Origin of the sequence: Cricetibacter osteomyelitidis, assembly GCF_004340985.1 — a bacterium.
Classification (GTDB): Bacteria; Pseudomonadota; Gammaproteobacteria; order Enterobacterales; family Pasteurellaceae; genus Cricetibacter; species Cricetibacter osteomyelitidis.
The window spans coordinates 26032-42827 of sequence record NZ_SLYB01000016.1 but is presented as its reverse complement, the minus strand read 5'-3'; the positions used below and the strand labels follow the sequence as shown (position 1 = coordinate 42827).

The 16796-nt window shown below is 38.9% G+C and carries 13 protein-coding genes and 1 pseudogene; 4 read left to right on the top strand and 10 right to left on the bottom strand.

The window, feature by feature from the left end:
* Positions 1-3 precede the first annotated feature (3 nt).
* Positions 4-3114, top strand: coding sequence for an efflux RND transporter permease subunit (locus EDC44_RS08440; RefSeq protein WP_131977331.1), 3111 nt, complete (start codon positions 4-6; stop codon positions 3112-3114).
* 27 nt (positions 3115-3141) lie between these two features.
* Here EDC44_RS08440 and EDC44_RS13410 read toward each other — a convergent pair.
* The 9 genes and pseudogenes from EDC44_RS13410 to kduD form a co-directional block, all read right to left on the bottom strand.
* Positions 3142-3216, bottom strand: a pseudogene (locus EDC44_RS13410) (IS3 family transposase); the annotation flags it as partial.
* A 37-nt stretch (positions 3217-3253) separates the two neighbouring features.
* Positions 3254-4417 (bottom strand): oligogalacturonate lyase family protein, encoded by a 1164-nt coding sequence (locus EDC44_RS08430; protein WP_131977328.1) that lies wholly within the window; start codon positions 4415-4417, stop codon positions 3254-3256.
* 76 nt (positions 4418-4493) lie between these two features.
* Complete coding sequence (locus tag EDC44_RS08425; RefSeq protein WP_131977325.1) at positions 4494-6230, bottom strand: sodium:solute symporter family protein; 1737 nt, start codon at positions 6228-6230, stop codon at positions 4494-4496.
* 228 nt (positions 6231-6458) lie between these two features.
* Entirely contained in the window at positions 6459-8684 is a 2226-nt protein-coding gene (locus EDC44_RS08420) for a right-handed parallel beta-helix repeat-containing protein (protein ID WP_131977322.1), read from the bottom strand.
* A gap of 63 nt (positions 8685-8747) precedes the next feature.
* Positions 8748-9074 (bottom strand): cupin domain-containing protein, encoded by a 327-nt coding sequence (locus EDC44_RS08415; protein ID WP_131977319.1) that lies wholly within the window; start codon positions 9072-9074, stop codon positions 8748-8750.
* A 10-nt stretch (positions 9075-9084) separates the two neighbouring features.
* A complete protein-coding gene (locus tag EDC44_RS08410; protein ID WP_131977316.1) occupies positions 9085-9723 on the bottom strand; it encodes a bifunctional 4-hydroxy-2-oxoglutarate aldolase/2-dehydro-3-deoxy-phosphogluconate aldolase in 639 nt (212 codons plus the stop codon).
* Position 9724: 1 nt separating this feature from the next.
* Positions 9725-10675 (bottom strand): sugar kinase, encoded by a 951-nt coding sequence (locus EDC44_RS08405; protein ID WP_131977313.1) that lies wholly within the window; start codon positions 10673-10675, stop codon positions 9725-9727.
* Positions 10676-10734: 59 nt separating this feature from the next.
* Positions 10735-11376 carry an RpiB/LacA/LacB family sugar-phosphate isomerase gene (locus tag EDC44_RS08400; protein WP_131977311.1) on the bottom strand — a complete coding sequence of 214 codons (642 nt, stop codon included), beginning with the start codon at positions 11374-11376 and terminating at the stop codon, positions 10735-10737.
* A 46-nt stretch (positions 11377-11422) separates the two neighbouring features.
* Positions 11423-12178, bottom strand: coding sequence for a 2-dehydro-3-deoxy-D-gluconate 5-dehydrogenase KduD (kduD, locus tag EDC44_RS08395; protein ID WP_131977308.1), 756 nt, complete (start codon positions 12176-12178; stop codon positions 11423-11425).
* A 231-nt stretch (positions 12179-12409) separates the two neighbouring features.
* On the opposite strand from kduD, the gene kdgR reads away from it, so the two are divergent.
* Complete coding sequence (kdgR, locus tag EDC44_RS08390) at positions 12410-13207, top strand: DNA-binding transcriptional regulator KdgR (RefSeq protein ID WP_207896751.1); 798 nt, start codon at positions 12410-12412, stop codon at positions 13205-13207.
* Positions 13208-13263: 56 nt separating this feature from the next.
* Here the strand turns inward: kdgR and EDC44_RS08385 are convergent, their stop codons facing one another.
* Positions 13264-14424: a porin gene (locus EDC44_RS08385; protein ID WP_243647924.1), complete on the bottom strand. Its 1161-nt coding sequence runs from the start codon at positions 14422-14424 to the stop codon at positions 13264-13266.
* A 629-nt stretch (positions 14425-15053) separates the two neighbouring features.
* Between EDC44_RS08385 and EDC44_RS08380 the strand changes: the two genes are divergently transcribed.
* Together EDC44_RS08380 and EDC44_RS08375 are read left to right on the top strand one after the other, a co-directional pair.
* Positions 15054-15893 carry a metal ABC transporter substrate-binding protein gene (locus EDC44_RS08380; RefSeq protein ID WP_243647925.1) on the top strand — a complete coding sequence of 280 codons (840 nt, stop codon included), beginning with the start codon at positions 15054-15056 and terminating at the stop codon, positions 15891-15893.
* Entirely contained in the window at positions 15893-16786 is an 894-nt protein-coding gene (locus tag EDC44_RS08375; RefSeq protein ID WP_131977302.1) for an ATP-binding cassette domain-containing protein, read from the top strand. Before EDC44_RS08380 ends, EDC44_RS08375 begins: the two co-directional genes overlap by 1 nt.
* The last annotated feature ends 10 nt before the right edge of the window (positions 16787-16796 follow it).

Sequence of the window (16796 nt, the reverse complement as noted above, 5' to 3'; positions counted from 1 at the left end):
ACAATGAAATTTACTGATATTTTTATTCGTCGGCCGGTTATGGCGATTTCAATCAGTTTGCTGATCATTATTTTAGGTTTGCAGGCTTTTTCGAAATTAACGGTACGCGAATATCCTAAAATGACAACCACCGTTATTACGGTGAGCACCACCTACGCAGGGGCGGATGCCAGCTTGATCCAAGCTTTCGTCACGTCTAAATTGGAAGAATCCATTGCACAGGCGGATAATATTGACTTCTTGTCATCCAGCAGTGCACCAAGCAGTTCCACGATTACCGTAAAAATGAAATTGAATACGGATCCGAACGGTGCGTTGGCCGATGTTTTGGCAAAAGTGAATGCCGTACGTTCCGAGCTACCAAGCGGTATTGATGATCCGCAAATCACTTCATCTACCGGTGGTTCGGGCTTAATGTATATCAGCTTAACATCCGATAAATTAAGCGGCCCGCAAATTACCGACTACGTAGATCGTGTTATCAAGCCACAATTATTAACGGTAAACGGTATCGCAAAAGTTAATACCTTCGGTGCCTCTACTTATGCTTTGCGTATTTGGCTGGATCCGGAAAAAATGGCTTCACAAGGACTTTCCACTTCAGCGATTAGCGCCGCATTATCCAATAATAACGTACAGACGGCGGCAGGTAACGATAACGGCTACTATGTACAATATAAAAACAAAGTAGAAACCACAACCAAATCCGTCGAAGAATTAGGAAATCTCGTCGTATCCAGCGACGGTGCTAAATTAGTACGTTTGCGTGATGTCGCCGATATTGAACTGAATAAAGAAAGTGATGACAGCCGTGCGGTCGCTAACGGTCAAGAAGCGGTAGTATTAGCTATTGAACCGGCTTCCAGTGCCAACCCGTTAACGGTTGCTAATGATATTTATCCGGTATTTGAGCAAATCAAAAAAGATATGCCAAACGGAATGAATGCCAACATCTTATATGACCGGACGGTCGCCATCAACAGTTCCATTGATTCTGTCGTAAGCACTATCATTGAAGCGGTTGTTATCGTATTAGTGGTTATTTTGATGTTTATCGGGTCATTCCGTTCTATCCTTATTCCGATTGTGACTATTCCGATTTCTCTGATCGGGGTAATCTTCATGCTACAAATTTTCGACTTCTCCATCAATCTGATGACTTTGCTGGCATTAATTCTGGCGATCGGTTTGGTAGTAGATGATGCGATTGTGGTATTGGAAAATGTTGACCGTCATATCAAATTAGGCGAAACTCCGTTCCGTGCTGCGATTATCGGAACGCGTGAAATCGCCGTACCGGTTATTTCTATGACTATCGCTTTGATTGCGGTATATTCACCGATGGCATTAATGGGCGGGATCACAGGTACATTATTTAAAGAGTTTGCGTTAACGCTAGCAGGTGCGGTATTTATTTCCGGTATTGTAGCATTAACTTTATCTCCAATGATGACCAGTAAAATGCTTAAAGCACATACTAATCCGTCAAAATTGGAAGAACGTGTTGATAAAACTTTAACAAAAATCACCGCACTTTATAGTGCTCTGCTCGGTTTAATTATGAAAAACCGTAAGAGCGTATTGATCTTCGCTTTAGGTACATTTATCACCTTACCGTTTATGCTGAATTCACTTTCCAGCGAATTAACGCCAACGGAAGATAAAGGTGGTTTCCTAGGTATTGGTACCGCACCATCGAATGCTAACGTGGATTATATTCAAAATGCGATGAAACCTTATGAAGGCGTATTAGATGAATTACCGGAAAGAAAATTCTCCATGGTAATTTCCGGTGCACCGTCAACTAATAACTCCATCGTTATTACCACCTTAAACGATTGGAAAGAACGTACGCGTAACCAAAATGAAATTATGGCTGATCTCAACGCGAAAGCGGCAAATCAAAGTGCTATCACAATGTCAAGCTTCGCTTTCCCGGAAATTGATACCGGGGAACAAGGTCCGCCGATTGTTTTCGTCATCACAACGGCAAACGGTTACTCAGACTTGGCACAAGTGGCAGGCAAAGTATTAGAGGCGGCGCAAAAATCAGGTAAGTTCGTTTACACAAACTTGAACTTGAAATTTGATACCGCACAAATGCGTGTGAAGATCGACCGCGAAAAAGCCAATACTTACGGTATTAACATGAGTGCAATCAGTGCAACCTTAGGCCGTTTCCTTTCTGCCGCTACTATTGAGCGGGTTGATATTGATGGTCGTGCGTATAAAATTATTTCACAATTAAAACGTAAAGATCGTTTATCACCGGAAAGTTTCAACGGTTTCTATCTCACAGCCAGTGACGGTACTTCCGTACCATTATCCAGCTTGGTAGATGTCACCCTTGAATCGCAACCGATGTCTTTAGCGAAATTCAACCAATTAAACTCTGCACAAATCAGTGCCGTAATGGTGCCGGGCGGTGCGGTCGGTGACGGTATTGAGTGGTTCCAAACCGAAGGTGCCGAACTATTACCGTCAGGTTATACCTATGATTGGCGCGGTGAATCTCGTCAGTTAGTGCAAGAAGGTAACGCATTAGCAACTACCTTTGCACTCGCCGTGGTCATCATCTTCTTAGTATTGGCGATCCAATTTGAATCCTGGCGTGATCCGATGGTAATCATCGTTTCCGTACCATTAGCCATTAGTGGAGCGTTACTCACACTCAATGCCTTCGGATTCGCCGGAAAAGCCGGTGCAACCTTGAATATCTATTCGCAAGTGGGATTAATTACGCTGGTAGGCTTGATCACCAAACACGGTATCTTAATGTGCGAGGTGGCAAAAGAAGAGCAACTACACCGTGGTTTAAGCCGAGTTGAAGCCATTATGGAAGCGGCACGTGTACGTTTACGTCCGATCCTTATGACTACGGCGGCTATGATTGCAGGTCTTGTACCGCTACTCTACGCAACCGGTGCCGGTGCGGTATCCCGTTTCAGTATGGGTATCACAATCGTTGCAGGTTTGGCTGTGGGGACATTGTTTACCTTGTTAGTCTTACCGGTTATTTATACCTTCCTAGCAAGCGAGCACAAACCATTAGAAGAATTTGATGAAAATATAAAACCGATTGAAGATATCAGTGAAACCATTCATCAAAGTTGATCTGCTCCCAAAATCCGGACTGATAATTTAACTTAAATATTGAGCCCTGTAATCTACAGGGCTCAGATTATTTAAACTTAATTTAATCCGTTTTTCATTGTAATATCATGGCAACCGCCTCCGTCACCACTTCCCATTACTAACGCTGAATATGTTTAATATCCGCTAAATAAATAGCAGGTTTTCCTTCAAAATCACTACCAAACAAAACAGCCGAGTCATCAGGCGCGAATGACGGATGCGGATGTGTAATCTGACGATCGCCATCCAATACTTTCCATGATGAATTATGTTTTGCCAGTTTAACAATTTTTTGTTCTGTAATATTGAATAGATAGAGAAACGGATCATTTTCAATACGGTATCCCGCACTATCATTTACATCGACAGGCGAATCACAACCATCACCGATAAGTAAATTACCATCAAAATTACTCATTAAATGAGAGCAAGGCGGCATAGTAATCAAACGGGTATTTTCCAATGTATCGGGGTCAACACTATAAATAACCCTTTCAGTCTGCCCTTTAAAATAAGAGACATAAATCATTTTTGACCCATTCGGTACCCAGAATTCGTGCGTACAAGACTCACCGGGTTGATGAACTTTAGCTTTCCGTAAATTACTACCATCGTTATTGATAAACCACATTCTTGCATCAACCAAATCATGAGGACCTTCATGACAAAAACCAATCGTACGATCATCAAAAGGACGGAAAGTCGGATGACCGAGCCAAACATTATCCTGGTGAATTATTTCAACATCCCCCGTAAGAATATTTACCTTGATTAAACGACAAGTCGGATTGGTATGATAAAAAGCTTTGAATTTATCCCAGTCCGTTAAAGGCTGCCAGCATGATTTTAGAATTTCAATACCGACTAATTGAGTACAATCAGAATTCGCCACCCAGGTACCGTATCCTTTCCAATCCTTATCGACAGTATAAATCAAGGTTTCTTCCAGCGTTCCTAAATCCACTTTATATAAACTTGATTCATTTTTTACATAAAAAAATGATTTATCATCATGAGAAATAAAACCGCCAAAAGTATTATCGCCTTTTCCTTCGGTCAATTGCGTCGCAATTTGAGTGTTCAAATCCAGCAAATAATAATTACGGTTGCCATCAAAATCACCCGCAAACAATAATTGGTTTCCATCCTGAGTAAAACATTTCTGATAGAAATAATTACGATGGCAAGTCACCTCTTTAGGTGTTAAACGTGTAATTTTTACCTGCGTATCCGAATCAATAAAAGATTCAAAACAAAATTGAATTTTCTTTCCTTTAGCCATAAAAATATTCTCCTGCCTGACTAAAAAGCAATAAATGAGGTTAAATTATTCTCATTTATTGCCGTCACTAAATTAGTTATTTAATTTCTGCACTACGTTTTAATCCATAACCAACGGCGAATATTGCCAATGCACAACCGGCAAATAAAATTCTCCCCCACAATGGATTTGGAATTAATACCATCGCACACAGACCGGCTGACATAATCATCACCAATGTACTTAATTTTTTACGTTGCGCCCGATCAATTTCATCCTGCCCTTCCCGAGCGACACATTCCGTATCAACATCGTTAAAGAAAGCGATTCTCCGTGCTTTATTATCATCTTTTTCTTCTTTATAGAAGAATGTCGTTAAGCAAAAGAAACCGGCAGTGAAGAATAAATGTGCTGCAATGGTAATAATCACTTTTAATTCTGATATTTCACGTTTTGTCAGTTCTTCAATGCCAAACCAACCTGCAACATAATTCGGTGTAAAGATATTCACGACAGCCCAGGAAACACACATACCAACTAAAACCGTTGCCCAAGGCGCCCATTTAGGTGTCTTACGAATAATCATACCAAAACATAAGGGTACTAAAATCGGTGATTGCAATAAGGTGGCGACTTGCATCATCAAATCAAATAAACTCAAATGTTTCAATGAGTTAAAGAACTGTGCCATTAAAATCACTAATATACCATTAACAATACACACAATCTGACCGACACGAAGTAATTCTTTATCATCCGCATTATTTTTACGAATAATCGGTGCATAGAAACTACGTACAAACACACCGGAATTACGATTAAGTGCAGAATCCATTGAGGACATTGTTGCCGCAAATAACCCCGCCATCAGCAGACCGACCGTTCCTACCGGCATCACATTACGTGCAAAAACAAGGTAAACCGCATCAGAGGCTTTCTTACCTAATTCAGGATAAGCCTGAGCCGCATCAGGATAAATGATCGCAGTAACCCAAGGCGGAATAAACCAAATAACCGTACCAACAAGCATCAAAACTAAAGCAAAAATAGCCGCTTTACTTGCATTTTTAGAATCTTTTGCATTTAAAAAACGATAAGACTCTTGCATATTATTAATACTTTGTAACTGTTTTACGACGAAAAACAAAAACGTACAAATTAAAATAAGCGGGTAATTCATATCCGGACCGGAAATAAATCCACCGGGAAATTTTTCAATAATTTCACCTGGTCCGCCCACAACAACTAACCCAACAATTGCACAAGCGATAGAAATCACAGCAACCACGAGCATTTGTACAAAGTCGGATGCCACGACTCCCCAAGCACCACTTAAAAGTGACACAACCAATACAGAAATCCCGGTAACATAAATGGTCATAGTAATATCCGCATCAAAAACTGCAGAAGCAAATACCGATAAACCGTTTAACCAAACACCGGCATTAATCACACTAAGAGGAATAATCACCCAGGTAAAAAACTGTTCATTTCCGGAACCAAAACGGCGACCAACAGCTTCTGTCGGTGTATCGACTCTCATCTGTCTAAAACGTTTTGCAAAATAAAAATAAGCAAAAACATAAGCCATCATATTGCCAACAAATACGGCGATAACAGACAATCCATCCGTGAAAGCCTTACCCGCTGCACCGGTAAATGTCCAGGCAGAAAATTGTGTCATAAAAGCGGTACCGCCAACCATCCACCAAAGCATTTTGCCGCCACCGCGAAAATAATCACTCGTACTATTACTTGCCATTTTTTTAAATACTAAGCTAATGGCAACAATCAAACAGAAATAACCTGCTATCACAAGATAATCTATATTCATAATAAAATCTCCTTTAATGTTTTATTTCGGAGTCAAATTTACCACAACTTAACTTAAAAAAATGTGATCTCCATCTTATTTTTAAAACATTGTTTTATTATTTTAATATCATTATTTTATTATTTTGCATTTAATGTTTTGATTAATCTGTAAACATGCTAACTATCATAAAAAAAAAGAACTGAAATGATAAAAATTTCAGTTCTTTTAATTTCAATGCTTAGATACCTAATTTTTCTGACCTAATAAGGTTTGAATCTTCCTCATATTATGCAGCACATTATCTACATCGGTCGACGTAACATTACTTAATCTCTGTAATTCCTTGATAATTTCCGTATCAATCGCTGTCATTCCTACCTTATCTAAAAACAGATTGTCTTGCAAAACATCACTATTTACGACATCAACGTATCGGCTTTCCTGATAAAATCGGAAAGACTGATTATGCGTAAATATGCCTTGTTTAGGTCCGTTTTCATAGGGGCTTTTTCTGAATAAAAAATTAAACCGTCTGTTATCAATGGCGATGTTATCTTTGATCACAAAAGTACCCGGATTAAAATTATCCGTAAATCCATCCATATTATTACGAAACGCAATATTATTTTCGACAATGTGCCCAACCGGAATGCCCTCTCCGCCAAGCTTAAAACCATTACCAATGGATGCACTTTTGCTTTTTAAATTCAATGTCTGCCCATTCATAAAAGCAATAGAATCTTTTATGGTTACACGACCGTTAGGTCCGTCTTCCACTTTATTGAACAGATCCCAACCATCGTCTATATTGTGGTGAGCAATACAACGAATAAAGCTATTTCCCTCACCAACCCGCATCTTAGCCGCAAAGCCGTCCGCATTAATCTGTGAATCATCTTTATTATTAAAACTCATACTATCTGTCACAATATTATGACTTGCCCATAAAGATCGGCCTATTTTTTCCGGTGAGGTAATTTGAAATCCGGTATCCGGTGCATCATGGGTAATAATATTTTTAAAATTATTATGACTACCATGAACAATTAAACTCGCGCCATCAACCTCAATATCCTCGATATTCCAGAAACTTGCCTTATGTAACACTTCACCCACAAATTTAACTTTGCCCGGTTCCCCTTTTAATGTTTTACGTGCCTCTCTTCTTCCGCTATATTGTGCATCGATGGTCATTGCCGGATACTCTCCCGCTTGCAAAAATAATGTTCCATTCGGTGGTAAAACCTGAAGTGCGGTCATAATATCAAGTGGATTTTCCACACTCCCTTCTCCATTAGGTAAACCTTGTGGAGAAACATAAATCAAAGCAGAATCTTTTAAGGCATATTTTTCAATGGTTAAAGCTGTCTCAAATGCGTTTTCCTGCACATCGTCCTGAGGAATAAAGCGAATATTCAGCATCATCTTGTCCGCATTTAATGCCAACTTATGCTGAAAATATTCACCTGCATGAACAACGGGAGAAGTAAATAAGATCTTATCGTTCTGGCTAAGGATAAATTTTCCGTCATAATTAGCCCTTGCCTGAAAGATATATTCATCACCGAAAGCCTTATGGGATGATTCAATACTCACCGTAAGCGGAAACGGTTTCGCCTTAAAATCAACCGCTTTCACTTTCTTGCCGTCACTTAATTTTAAATCAACATTTTCTACCGTAATTTTGGCATTCCGTGCGGCAAAAAAGCCTAAATATTGTTTTTCAGCGTTTTGCTTAGCTAAAATCCCAGGAGTGACATGATCTAAAACCTTTTTATATTGCTTACCGTCCTGTTCTGAAGTCAGTATAAATCCCTGATCATTTCTTTCTAAAACAAGTCTGATTTTTTTATTCTCAAACTCAACGCCTTCTACATAATCCTCTCGAACCAAGCGGTTTCCGGCACTTCCCCAAGGCGTACTGATACCTTCTCGAAAAGAAGCGTTGATATTAACTTTCCCATTATGTTCTCTTGCATTACTACGCAATAAATTCATAACCATATTAGATGCGGCTGGGAACTCTTCATATCCTACCGGCTGCGGAACTTCCCTTGGTTTACCCAAAATATCCCGCACCATAATACCTGCGCCTTCCTGACGATTCGGTTTAGCACCGGTTTCCGGCCCTAATTGTTCTAAATAAACATCGGCAGCAAGAATAAAGTTCGTATCAATAGGGAGCACCGTATAATAATAAGTTAATCCCTCATGTGAATTTGCTAATTTTCCACCACGGCTTTCAATGGTAAATTTAGGCGCTAATTTACCCTCTTGAACCGGCTCACCTGCAACGGTCGCTCTATTTGTCCCGACTTTTTCCGCTAAAATCGTTGAACCGAAATTTAAATCCGTTGATTGCCCAAAGGTAATACTTTTCCAAACCAACGCATTTGGATCAAGCCCGTCAGACATAACAGCGCTTGAAAATAACGCAAAATAAAGACATGACGCCAATCTTTTATTAAACATAAAAACGCTCCTTAATGATTTCTCATTAATAAGTAAATATTATTCAGCGATGAGGAATACCACTTATTTCCGGATAAAATCCTCTCTCATTGGTGTAAACGTATCTAAAAGTACACCGGGTTCTAAACAAACGCAGCCATGTATAATATTCGGACATTTATAAAGCACATCCCCCGCATTCACCACTTTTGTTTCATCACCAATGGTAAATTCAAAACGACCGGATAAAACATAAGTAAGTTGTTCATGGGGATGACTATGTAAAGCACCGATAGCGCCTTTTTCAAAATGGACTTCAACCGACATAATATTATCGCTGTATGCTAAAATTCTGCGTTTAACGCCATTACCAAGATCTTCTAAAGGAATATTCTTTCCATATACGAACATAACGATTTTCCTATTTAATCAAAGTTAATACTTCACGCACTAATCGACCTATTTCATCCCAGTTCTGATTAGCAATTAAAGATTTTTCAACAAACCATGAACCACCACAGGCAACAATATTTGAAATAGCCAAATAATCCTGAATATTATGTATACCAATCCCTCCGGTCGGCATAATTTGAAGTTGTGGATAAGGACCTAACAACGCTTTAATCATTTTTATCCCACCGGATGCTTCTGCCGGGAAAAATTTCACTGCGGTTAATCCCATCTCTAAGGCCGCCTCAATTGACATAGGATTATTAACTCCCGGTGTAACAGGCATACCAAGATCCAAACAGAGTTTAACAATTTTAGGATTAAATCCCGGCGTAACAATCCAATCGGCACCGGCATTTTTCGCACTGACTACTTGTTCCTGGGTTAAAACGGTTCCCGCGGCAATCAACATTTCAGAATGATGTTTACGTAATAATCGAATCGCATCTTCCGCTGCCGGAGAACGGAAAGTAATTTCGACAACCGGTAAACCGTTAGCAGATAAGGTATCCGCTAAAGGAATAATATCCTGCGCATTATCTAAAGCAATCACAGGCACAATTTTTAACGTTCTTAATTTATTAATTAATTCTGTCATTTGAGTATTCATCCTAGTTTCCTTTATTGAATTCAGTTATAAAATGTGCCGTAGCACTTTCAGCAATAATTGCCCCTTTATGTTGAATAACAACAGCGGCCACCGCATTACCTTGTGCACAACAATGTTTAAGCGGTTTTCCCTGCAAATAACCATTTAAAAAACCGGCATTAAAAGAATCACCGGCAGATGTGGTATCCACCACTTGAATATTCTGAGCTGTGGCGACCTGACCTTCAGATCCTGAATAATCACGAAAAAACGCACCGCACTTTCCTTGTTTCACGACCACATTCTTAACCCCGACAGAAGTCAAACGCCGAATAACATCCTGTACGTTCTCATCCTGCCAGATAGCCTGTTCATCTTCAAATGTCACTAACGCCAAACTCACACTAGGTAAAAGTGCGGTATAAATTTGTCGGGTTTCATCCTGATCACGCCATAAATTAGGACGATAATTACTATCAAAAACGATTTCAACACCTTGCGACGCTAACTCAATCAGCTGTTTTACCAGCATAGAACGATCCTGTTCAGGTAATACTGCCAATGAAATACCACTTAAATAAATCATATCCATCTGCCGTAAGTTCCGTAAAACCTTTGGATAGCCATCATGTTGTAAAAGATAGCGTGCTGCAGATTGATTACGCCAATAAAGAAACGTTCTCTCCCCATATTTATCAAGCTGAATCAGATATAAACCGGGTTGACGTTCAGGATCGAGCAAAACATTATCAATATTTATCCGATCTGCCTGCCAATGACCGAGCATATTTTGACTTAACTTATCCGTTCCTAAAGCGGAAATATAGTAAACTTCCACCTGATCCGGTGTGCTGATTCGAGATAAATAAGTTGCCGTATTTAACGTATCTCCACCATAACTTTGTTTCATCTCGCCAAAAGGTTCCCCATTCAGCTCAATCATACATTCGCCTAAAATAGCAATCTTTTTCATCCTTTCCCCCTGTTAAAAATAAACCTACTTAGAGACTAAGTAGGTTTATCAACTCATAATTAGTTAGCTAAAACACGGCGAACAAAATCTTCAATTTCGCGATCCTGACAATGAGCAAAGAAACATTCCTGAAAACGTTTACCGCTTACTGCCGTTTTAACCAATTCAGGATCAATAGCCCGCAATGTATCCAAATAATTTTCTTTTACCACCGCACTTTTTACTTGATTCAATATACTGGCATTACGCACCTGAGGTTCTTTTCGTTCAACAGGATAACCTTCACCACGAACACCGGTAAATGCCTTTTCAAACATATAGCGAAGATTTAATTCTGCTCCCCAGCCAAAACCTTTGGCAAAAGCCAAAGCAAGCGCATTACCATTGTTAATCTGACTAAATAAAAATGCATCGGTCGGTTCAAGGCAATATCCACAAACAACCCCCGGATGGATATTCAACGACATCATAGCCCCCTGCCCGGTGCCACAGCCTGTCACAACAAAATCCACCGCCTTGGCATTAAGTAAAATACTCGCCATAATCCCTAAATGGATATAAGTTAAATGGTGATCATTTTCATCATTCATACCCACATTAAAGACAGAATACCCTTTCTCATCTGCAACGCCTTTAAGTTCTTTATAAACAACCGCATTTTTCGCCGCCTGGCTGTTTTCCATCATTAGTGCAATTTTCATTTTTACTCCCATATAATCCGAATTACATGCTATCCCATAAATTAGCTTAGCGGGCTAACCAACCACCATCTACTGCAACAGTATAGCCATTAACATAATCACCGGCAGACGAAGCCAAGAAAACACAAGGACCAATTAAATCATTTGGGGTACCCCAACGCCCTGCCGGAATGCGATCCAGAATTTCCTGACTACGGGACTCATCAGCACGAAGTGCCGCAGTATTATCAGTTGCCATATATCCCGGCGCTACCGCATTCACATTAATATTGTATTTCGCCCATTCGTTTGCCATTGCCCGAGTAATCCCCATAACGGCGCTTTTAGATGCCGTATAAGAAGGCACACGAATGCCGCCCTGGAAAGAAAGCATAGAGGCAACATTAATAATCTTGCCGCCGTGGCCTTGTTTGATAAATTGTTTTGCAACAAGTTGAGATAAGAAGAAAACCGTTTTTAAATTGATATTTATAACGTCATCCCAATTACTCTCACTAAAATCAATGGCATCTTCACGGCGGATAATACCAGCGTTATTAACTAAAATATCAATCTTACCAAAGACCCCTACCGCTTTTTCAACAATGGCCGCCAATCCGTCTTGCTGCATTAAATTAGCCTCAATATTTACAAATTTACGTCCTACGGATTCAATTTTCTCTTTTGTTTCAATCGGTTCAACTAAATTAATACCGATAATATCGCATCCGGCCTGCGCTAAACCAAATGCCATACCTTGACCTAAACCTGTATTACAACCGGTTACAACAGCGACTTTACCTGTTAAATCGAACAATTTCATATAATGCTCCTTTGTGAGTTGGTTTGATTTATGATGAATAGTATTGAACTATCCTCCTTTTCAGCTAGATTATAATACACCAAAAATATATTGCAATATTAATGAAACATAATTTCAATTTTTAAATAAGATGAGTTTTAGAAAATTTTTCTAAATCCTGTTTTTTATGCTATTATGCCAACGATTTAATTATCATTACTATTATTACAACAATTATTAACATCACGGTGTATGCTCATTATGGAAAAAGAAACTCAACCAGAAGCAGTATCCTCTGTATTAAAGGTGTTTGGCATTATTGAAACCTTAGCAGAACAAAAAAATATCGGTATTACGGAACTCGCTCAGCGATTAATGATGTCAAAAAGTACGACATACCGTTTTTTACAAACCATGAAAACCTTGGGCTTTGTTTCTCAAGAAGGAGAAACGGATAAATACGGATTAACTCTGAAATTATTTGAAGTTGGTGCAAAATCCCTGGAATATGTTGATTTAATCGCTTTAGCAAATAAAGAGATGTCCATTATCGCCGGCCAGACTCACGAAACGTTACATTTAGGTATGCTGGAAGGGAATGAAATTATCTATCTGCACAAAATTGATTCTACCTATAACCTAAGAATGCATTCCAGAATTGGTCGTCGTAATCCGTTATACAGTACAGCTATCGGTAAAGTGCTACTATCCGATTGTGACTCAAATGAAATTCATAAAATTCTTCAAGACGTTACTTTTATCAAACATACAGACAAAACACTGGAAAATATTGACCAGTTAGAACAAGAGTTGACTCAAGTCAGAATGCAGCATTATGCTGAAGATAATGAAGAACAGGAACCGGGATTAAGATGCATTGCAGCACCGGTATATAACCGTTTCGGTAAAATCATCGCCGGGATCTCCATATCTCTCCCGACAATTCGATTCAAAGAAGAAAAATTGCCCGAACTTGTCAGCTTATTACAAACAGCCGGCAAAAATGTATCCGAACAACTGGGATTCCACGACTACCCTATCTCAAACTAATTAATCCATTCCTATCAAAGCCGCCATATAAATAGCGGCTTTGCTTTAACTGAAAGTTAGAAATAAACACGTGAACCTAATGCAATACGTTTCTCTTTCTCTAACGTATTCCCAGCTTGTTTAGTTCTGAAAGATCCTCCTTCTAAGTAAACCACAACATGCTTATTTATTTTATGCTCTGCCCCTAAGAACCAACCTGAAAATTTTCCATTCGGCTTACTTTCCGTTTTCCCCGTCCCCCAAAGATATTCAGCATAGGCTTTATTTTTATCAGTTAAATCATATCGAACACCAACTTCAAATTGATTTAATTTCTCAAATTTCTCTTCACCTACACGAAATTTATGATCAGCATGACTTTTCGGTGATTTCGCACTCGCCCAATCAAAACCTATAGCAAAAGCATCATAAATCATACGAAATGATGTCCCTGCCAATTCTTGCGTATATTCTTGAGAATCAAGATTCCCTGCTTTTTTCTCTCCATATCCTCCGGCTAAATCAAAAGTAAAACCTGCCACCTTTTTATGATAAAACAACGCAGTGGTAAAGCCAGCACCCTTATTTGCTAATTTATCTTTCGACGGATCATTATCAGTATGCTTCATTGACTGCCCAAACAAATAATCTACCCCGAAACGGAAATCACCCAGTTCATACAAAAAATGAATAGACTTATCGCCTGCCGTAGTTAATTTAGCAATTTTCCCTAATTCATACGTAAAATTTGAATAACCGATTTTATCGCCAAGTAAATCCTGCTTACCAAAAGTCATTTTTCCATGCTTATGCATAAAACCGGCATATAAACGTTTAACGTGCAGATTATTACCGATTTCTTTATCACTAAAGCGTAACTCAATATTTGCCAACGCTTTTAAATCATAACCAATATCATGATAAGCATGAAAGCGTAAACGAGAACCTCTATCGATAAGATCTGTACGCTTATCGGTTGAATTTAATATTTCTAAGGAAACACGTCCGTCAAGATTAATTTTTGTACCATCTTTATTATAAATCGTCGTCGCATAGGATGACGTAGCCGCACATGCCACAAAAAATAACGGGATAAGAGTTTTTTTCATAATGCCTCGCAAAAATAATAACTGTGAACAACATAAATCACATAAACCAATGTATTGATGATAAAGAACAGATAAAATACCATTCCATAAAATCAATCTAGGTAAAAATCCGCCGGCTGTCAAATTCACAAAAAACAAATAAATCGTTATTTATCAAACGGATACAAAAATAAAACAACACTTCAAAATGAGATCTGGATCACATATTCAGAAAATATTACCTACACAATTATTGTTCTGACATGCTATAACATATTGAATCATATAACATTTTAAAAATACTGATTTATTTATTCATAAAAAATTACAAAAACAAAATATATTTTTGAAACATTATTTCAATTTTGTGACACACATCAAATTTTGCAGCATGGATATAACGAAAATACTGATGCTATAGCGCAATGAATAGATTAAGAACGGGACACACACAACTCGTTTGTGAAGTGAAACGATATTAGTCGTCGGTAACATTTTCTTGAACCAAACACATAAAAAATTTCCTCAAAAAAAGAAATTTTTTGACCGCACTTTTGGGCTGCAGCTCAAAGTGCGGTTTCTTTTTTAAAAATTTTATTTGATAAAAAATAATTAAGCTGTTAAAAATGCAGAATTCAAACAAATAAACAAATTTTTTACATTTTATACTTGATTATCATTATCATTTTAATATAATACCCACGATGAAAACAAGATTATTAAAGGAGACAAATATGAAACGTTTTATCGCAATCTGTTTATTACTCGGCAGCTTCAGCATGATTCCCTTTCAAGCCGAAGCAAAATTTAAAGTCGTAACTACTTTTACCATTATTCAAGACATTGCCCAAAATGTAGCCGGTGATGCCGCCACAGTGGAATCCATTACCAAACCCGGTGCAGAAATCCACGACTATCAACCGACGCCAAAAGATATTGTAAAGGCACAATCTGCCGATCTTATTTTGTGGAACGGTTTAAATTTGGAACGCTGGTTTGAACGCTTCTTCCAGAATATCAAAGATACCCCTTCCGTTGTGGTTACCGAAGGCATTACTCCGTTGATGATTAGCGAAGGGGCTTATGCCAACCTACCGAATCCGCACGCTTGGATGTCACCGTCTAACGCATTAATTTATATTGAAAATATTAAAAATGCATTAGTAAAATACGATCCGGCAAATGCTGAAACTTATACCAAAAATGCGGCACAATATGCCGAACAGATTAAACAACTGGATCAACCGCTGCGTGCTAAATTAGATCAAGTGCCGGCGGAAAAACGTTGGTTAGTAACCAGTGAAGGAGCATTCAGTTATTTAGCCCATGACTATGGCTACAAAGAAGCCTACTTATGGCCGGTAAATGCAGATCAACAAGGCACCCCGCAACAAGTCCGTGCAGTGATCGAATTAGTCCGTAAAAATAATATTCCGGTCGTGTTCAGTGAAAGTACCATTTCACCGAAACCGGCACAACAAGTGGTAAAAGAAACCGATGCAAAATACGGCGGTGTGTTGTATGTCGATTCCCTTTCTACCGCTGACGGCCCGGTTCCGACCTATATTGATCTATTAAAAACCACGGTTTCCACTATAGTAAAAGGATTTGGAAAATAATGACTACGCCACTTCACACCACATTGCAAGTACAGGATGTTACAGTTCGCTACAATAATGGGCATACCGCTATTCATGATGTATCTTTTAGTTTACAAGGAGGTACAACCTGTGCACTTGTCGGTGTGAATGGCAGTGGAAAATCAACCCTATTCAAAAGCCTGATGGGATTAGTCAAGCCGCAACAAGGAAAAATTCACTTATGCGGCTTACCGATTCAAACGGCATTAAAACAAAATCTGGTCGCTTATGTACCGCAAAGCGAAGATGTTGACTGGCAATTCCCGGTTTCGGTTTATGACGTAGTTATGATGGGACGCTACGGTTATATGAATTTCCTACGTATACCCAAAGCTATCGACAAACAAGAAGTTTTGCAAGCCATGCAACGGGTTAATATCGAACACTTGGCAGAGCGGCAAATCGGAGAGTTGTCCGGCGGTCAGAAAAAACGTGTATTTTTAGCACGTGCACTAGCACAAAAAAGTAAAATTATTTTATTAGACGAACCATTCACCGGCGTTGATGTGAAAACCGAAAATGCCATTGTGGAATTGCTCGGTCAACTGCGTAACGAAGGTCATTTAATTTTAGTATCCACGCATAATCTCGGTAGCGTACCGGATTTCTGCGATCAAGTGGTCATGATTAACCGCACTGTCATCGCAACCGGCACAACTGCAACCACATTCAATCAGGAAAATCTGGAAAAAGTCTTTGGCGGCGTATTGCGTCATATTAAATTACAAGGTGAAGATTTACATAATGATGCCGATCAACGTGCCGTTACTGTACTTACCGATGATGAACGCCCGGCAGTATTCTATGGTCAAACCAAAAATGATCCGCCGGCATCCATTATTAAACCTTGTGTTGAACAAAAGGATAAATAGGAATCAGCAT

Excerpts from the sequence above, each read along its gene's own strand:
- EDC44_RS08440 (WP_131977331.1), top strand. The coding sequence starts at position 4 with ATGAAATTTACTGATATTTTTATTCGTCGGCCGGTTATGGCGATTTCA.
- EDC44_RS08430 (WP_131977328.1), bottom strand. The coding sequence starts at position 4,417 with ATGGCTAAAGGAAAGAAAATTCAATTTTGTTTTGAATCTTTTATTGAT.
- EDC44_RS08425 (WP_131977325.1), bottom strand. The coding sequence starts at position 6,230 with ATGAATATAGATTATCTTGTGATAGCAGGTTATTTCTGTTTGATTGTT.
- EDC44_RS08420 (WP_131977322.1), bottom strand. The coding sequence starts at position 8,684 with ATGTTTAATAAAAGATTGGCGTCATGTCTTTATTTTGCGTTATTTTCA.
- EDC44_RS08415 (WP_131977319.1), bottom strand. The coding sequence starts at position 9,074 with ATGTTCGTATATGGAAAGAATATTCCTTTAGAAGATCTTGGTAATGGC.
- EDC44_RS08410 (WP_131977316.1), bottom strand. The coding sequence starts at position 9,723 with ATGAATACTCAAATGACAGAATTAATTAATAAATTAAGAACGTTAAAA.
- EDC44_RS08405 (WP_131977313.1), bottom strand. The coding sequence starts at position 10,675 with ATGAAAAAGATTGCTATTTTAGGCGAATGTATGATTGAGCTGAATGGG.
- EDC44_RS08400 (WP_131977311.1), bottom strand. The coding sequence starts at position 11,376 with ATGAAAATTGCACTAATGATGGAAAACAGCCAGGCGGCGAAAAATGCG.
- kduD (WP_131977308.1), bottom strand. The coding sequence starts at position 12,178 with ATGAAATTGTTCGATTTAACAGGTAAAGTCGCTGTTGTAACCGGTTGT.
- kdgR (WP_207896751.1), top strand. The coding sequence starts at position 12,410 with ATGCTCATTATGGAAAAAGAAACTCAACCAGAAGCAGTATCCTCTGTA.
- EDC44_RS08380 (WP_243647925.1), top strand. The coding sequence starts at position 15,054 with ATGATTCCCTTTCAAGCCGAAGCAAAATTTAAAGTCGTAACTACTTTT.
- EDC44_RS08375 (WP_131977302.1), top strand. The coding sequence starts at position 15,893 with ATGACTACGCCACTTCACACCACATTGCAAGTACAGGATGTTACAGTT.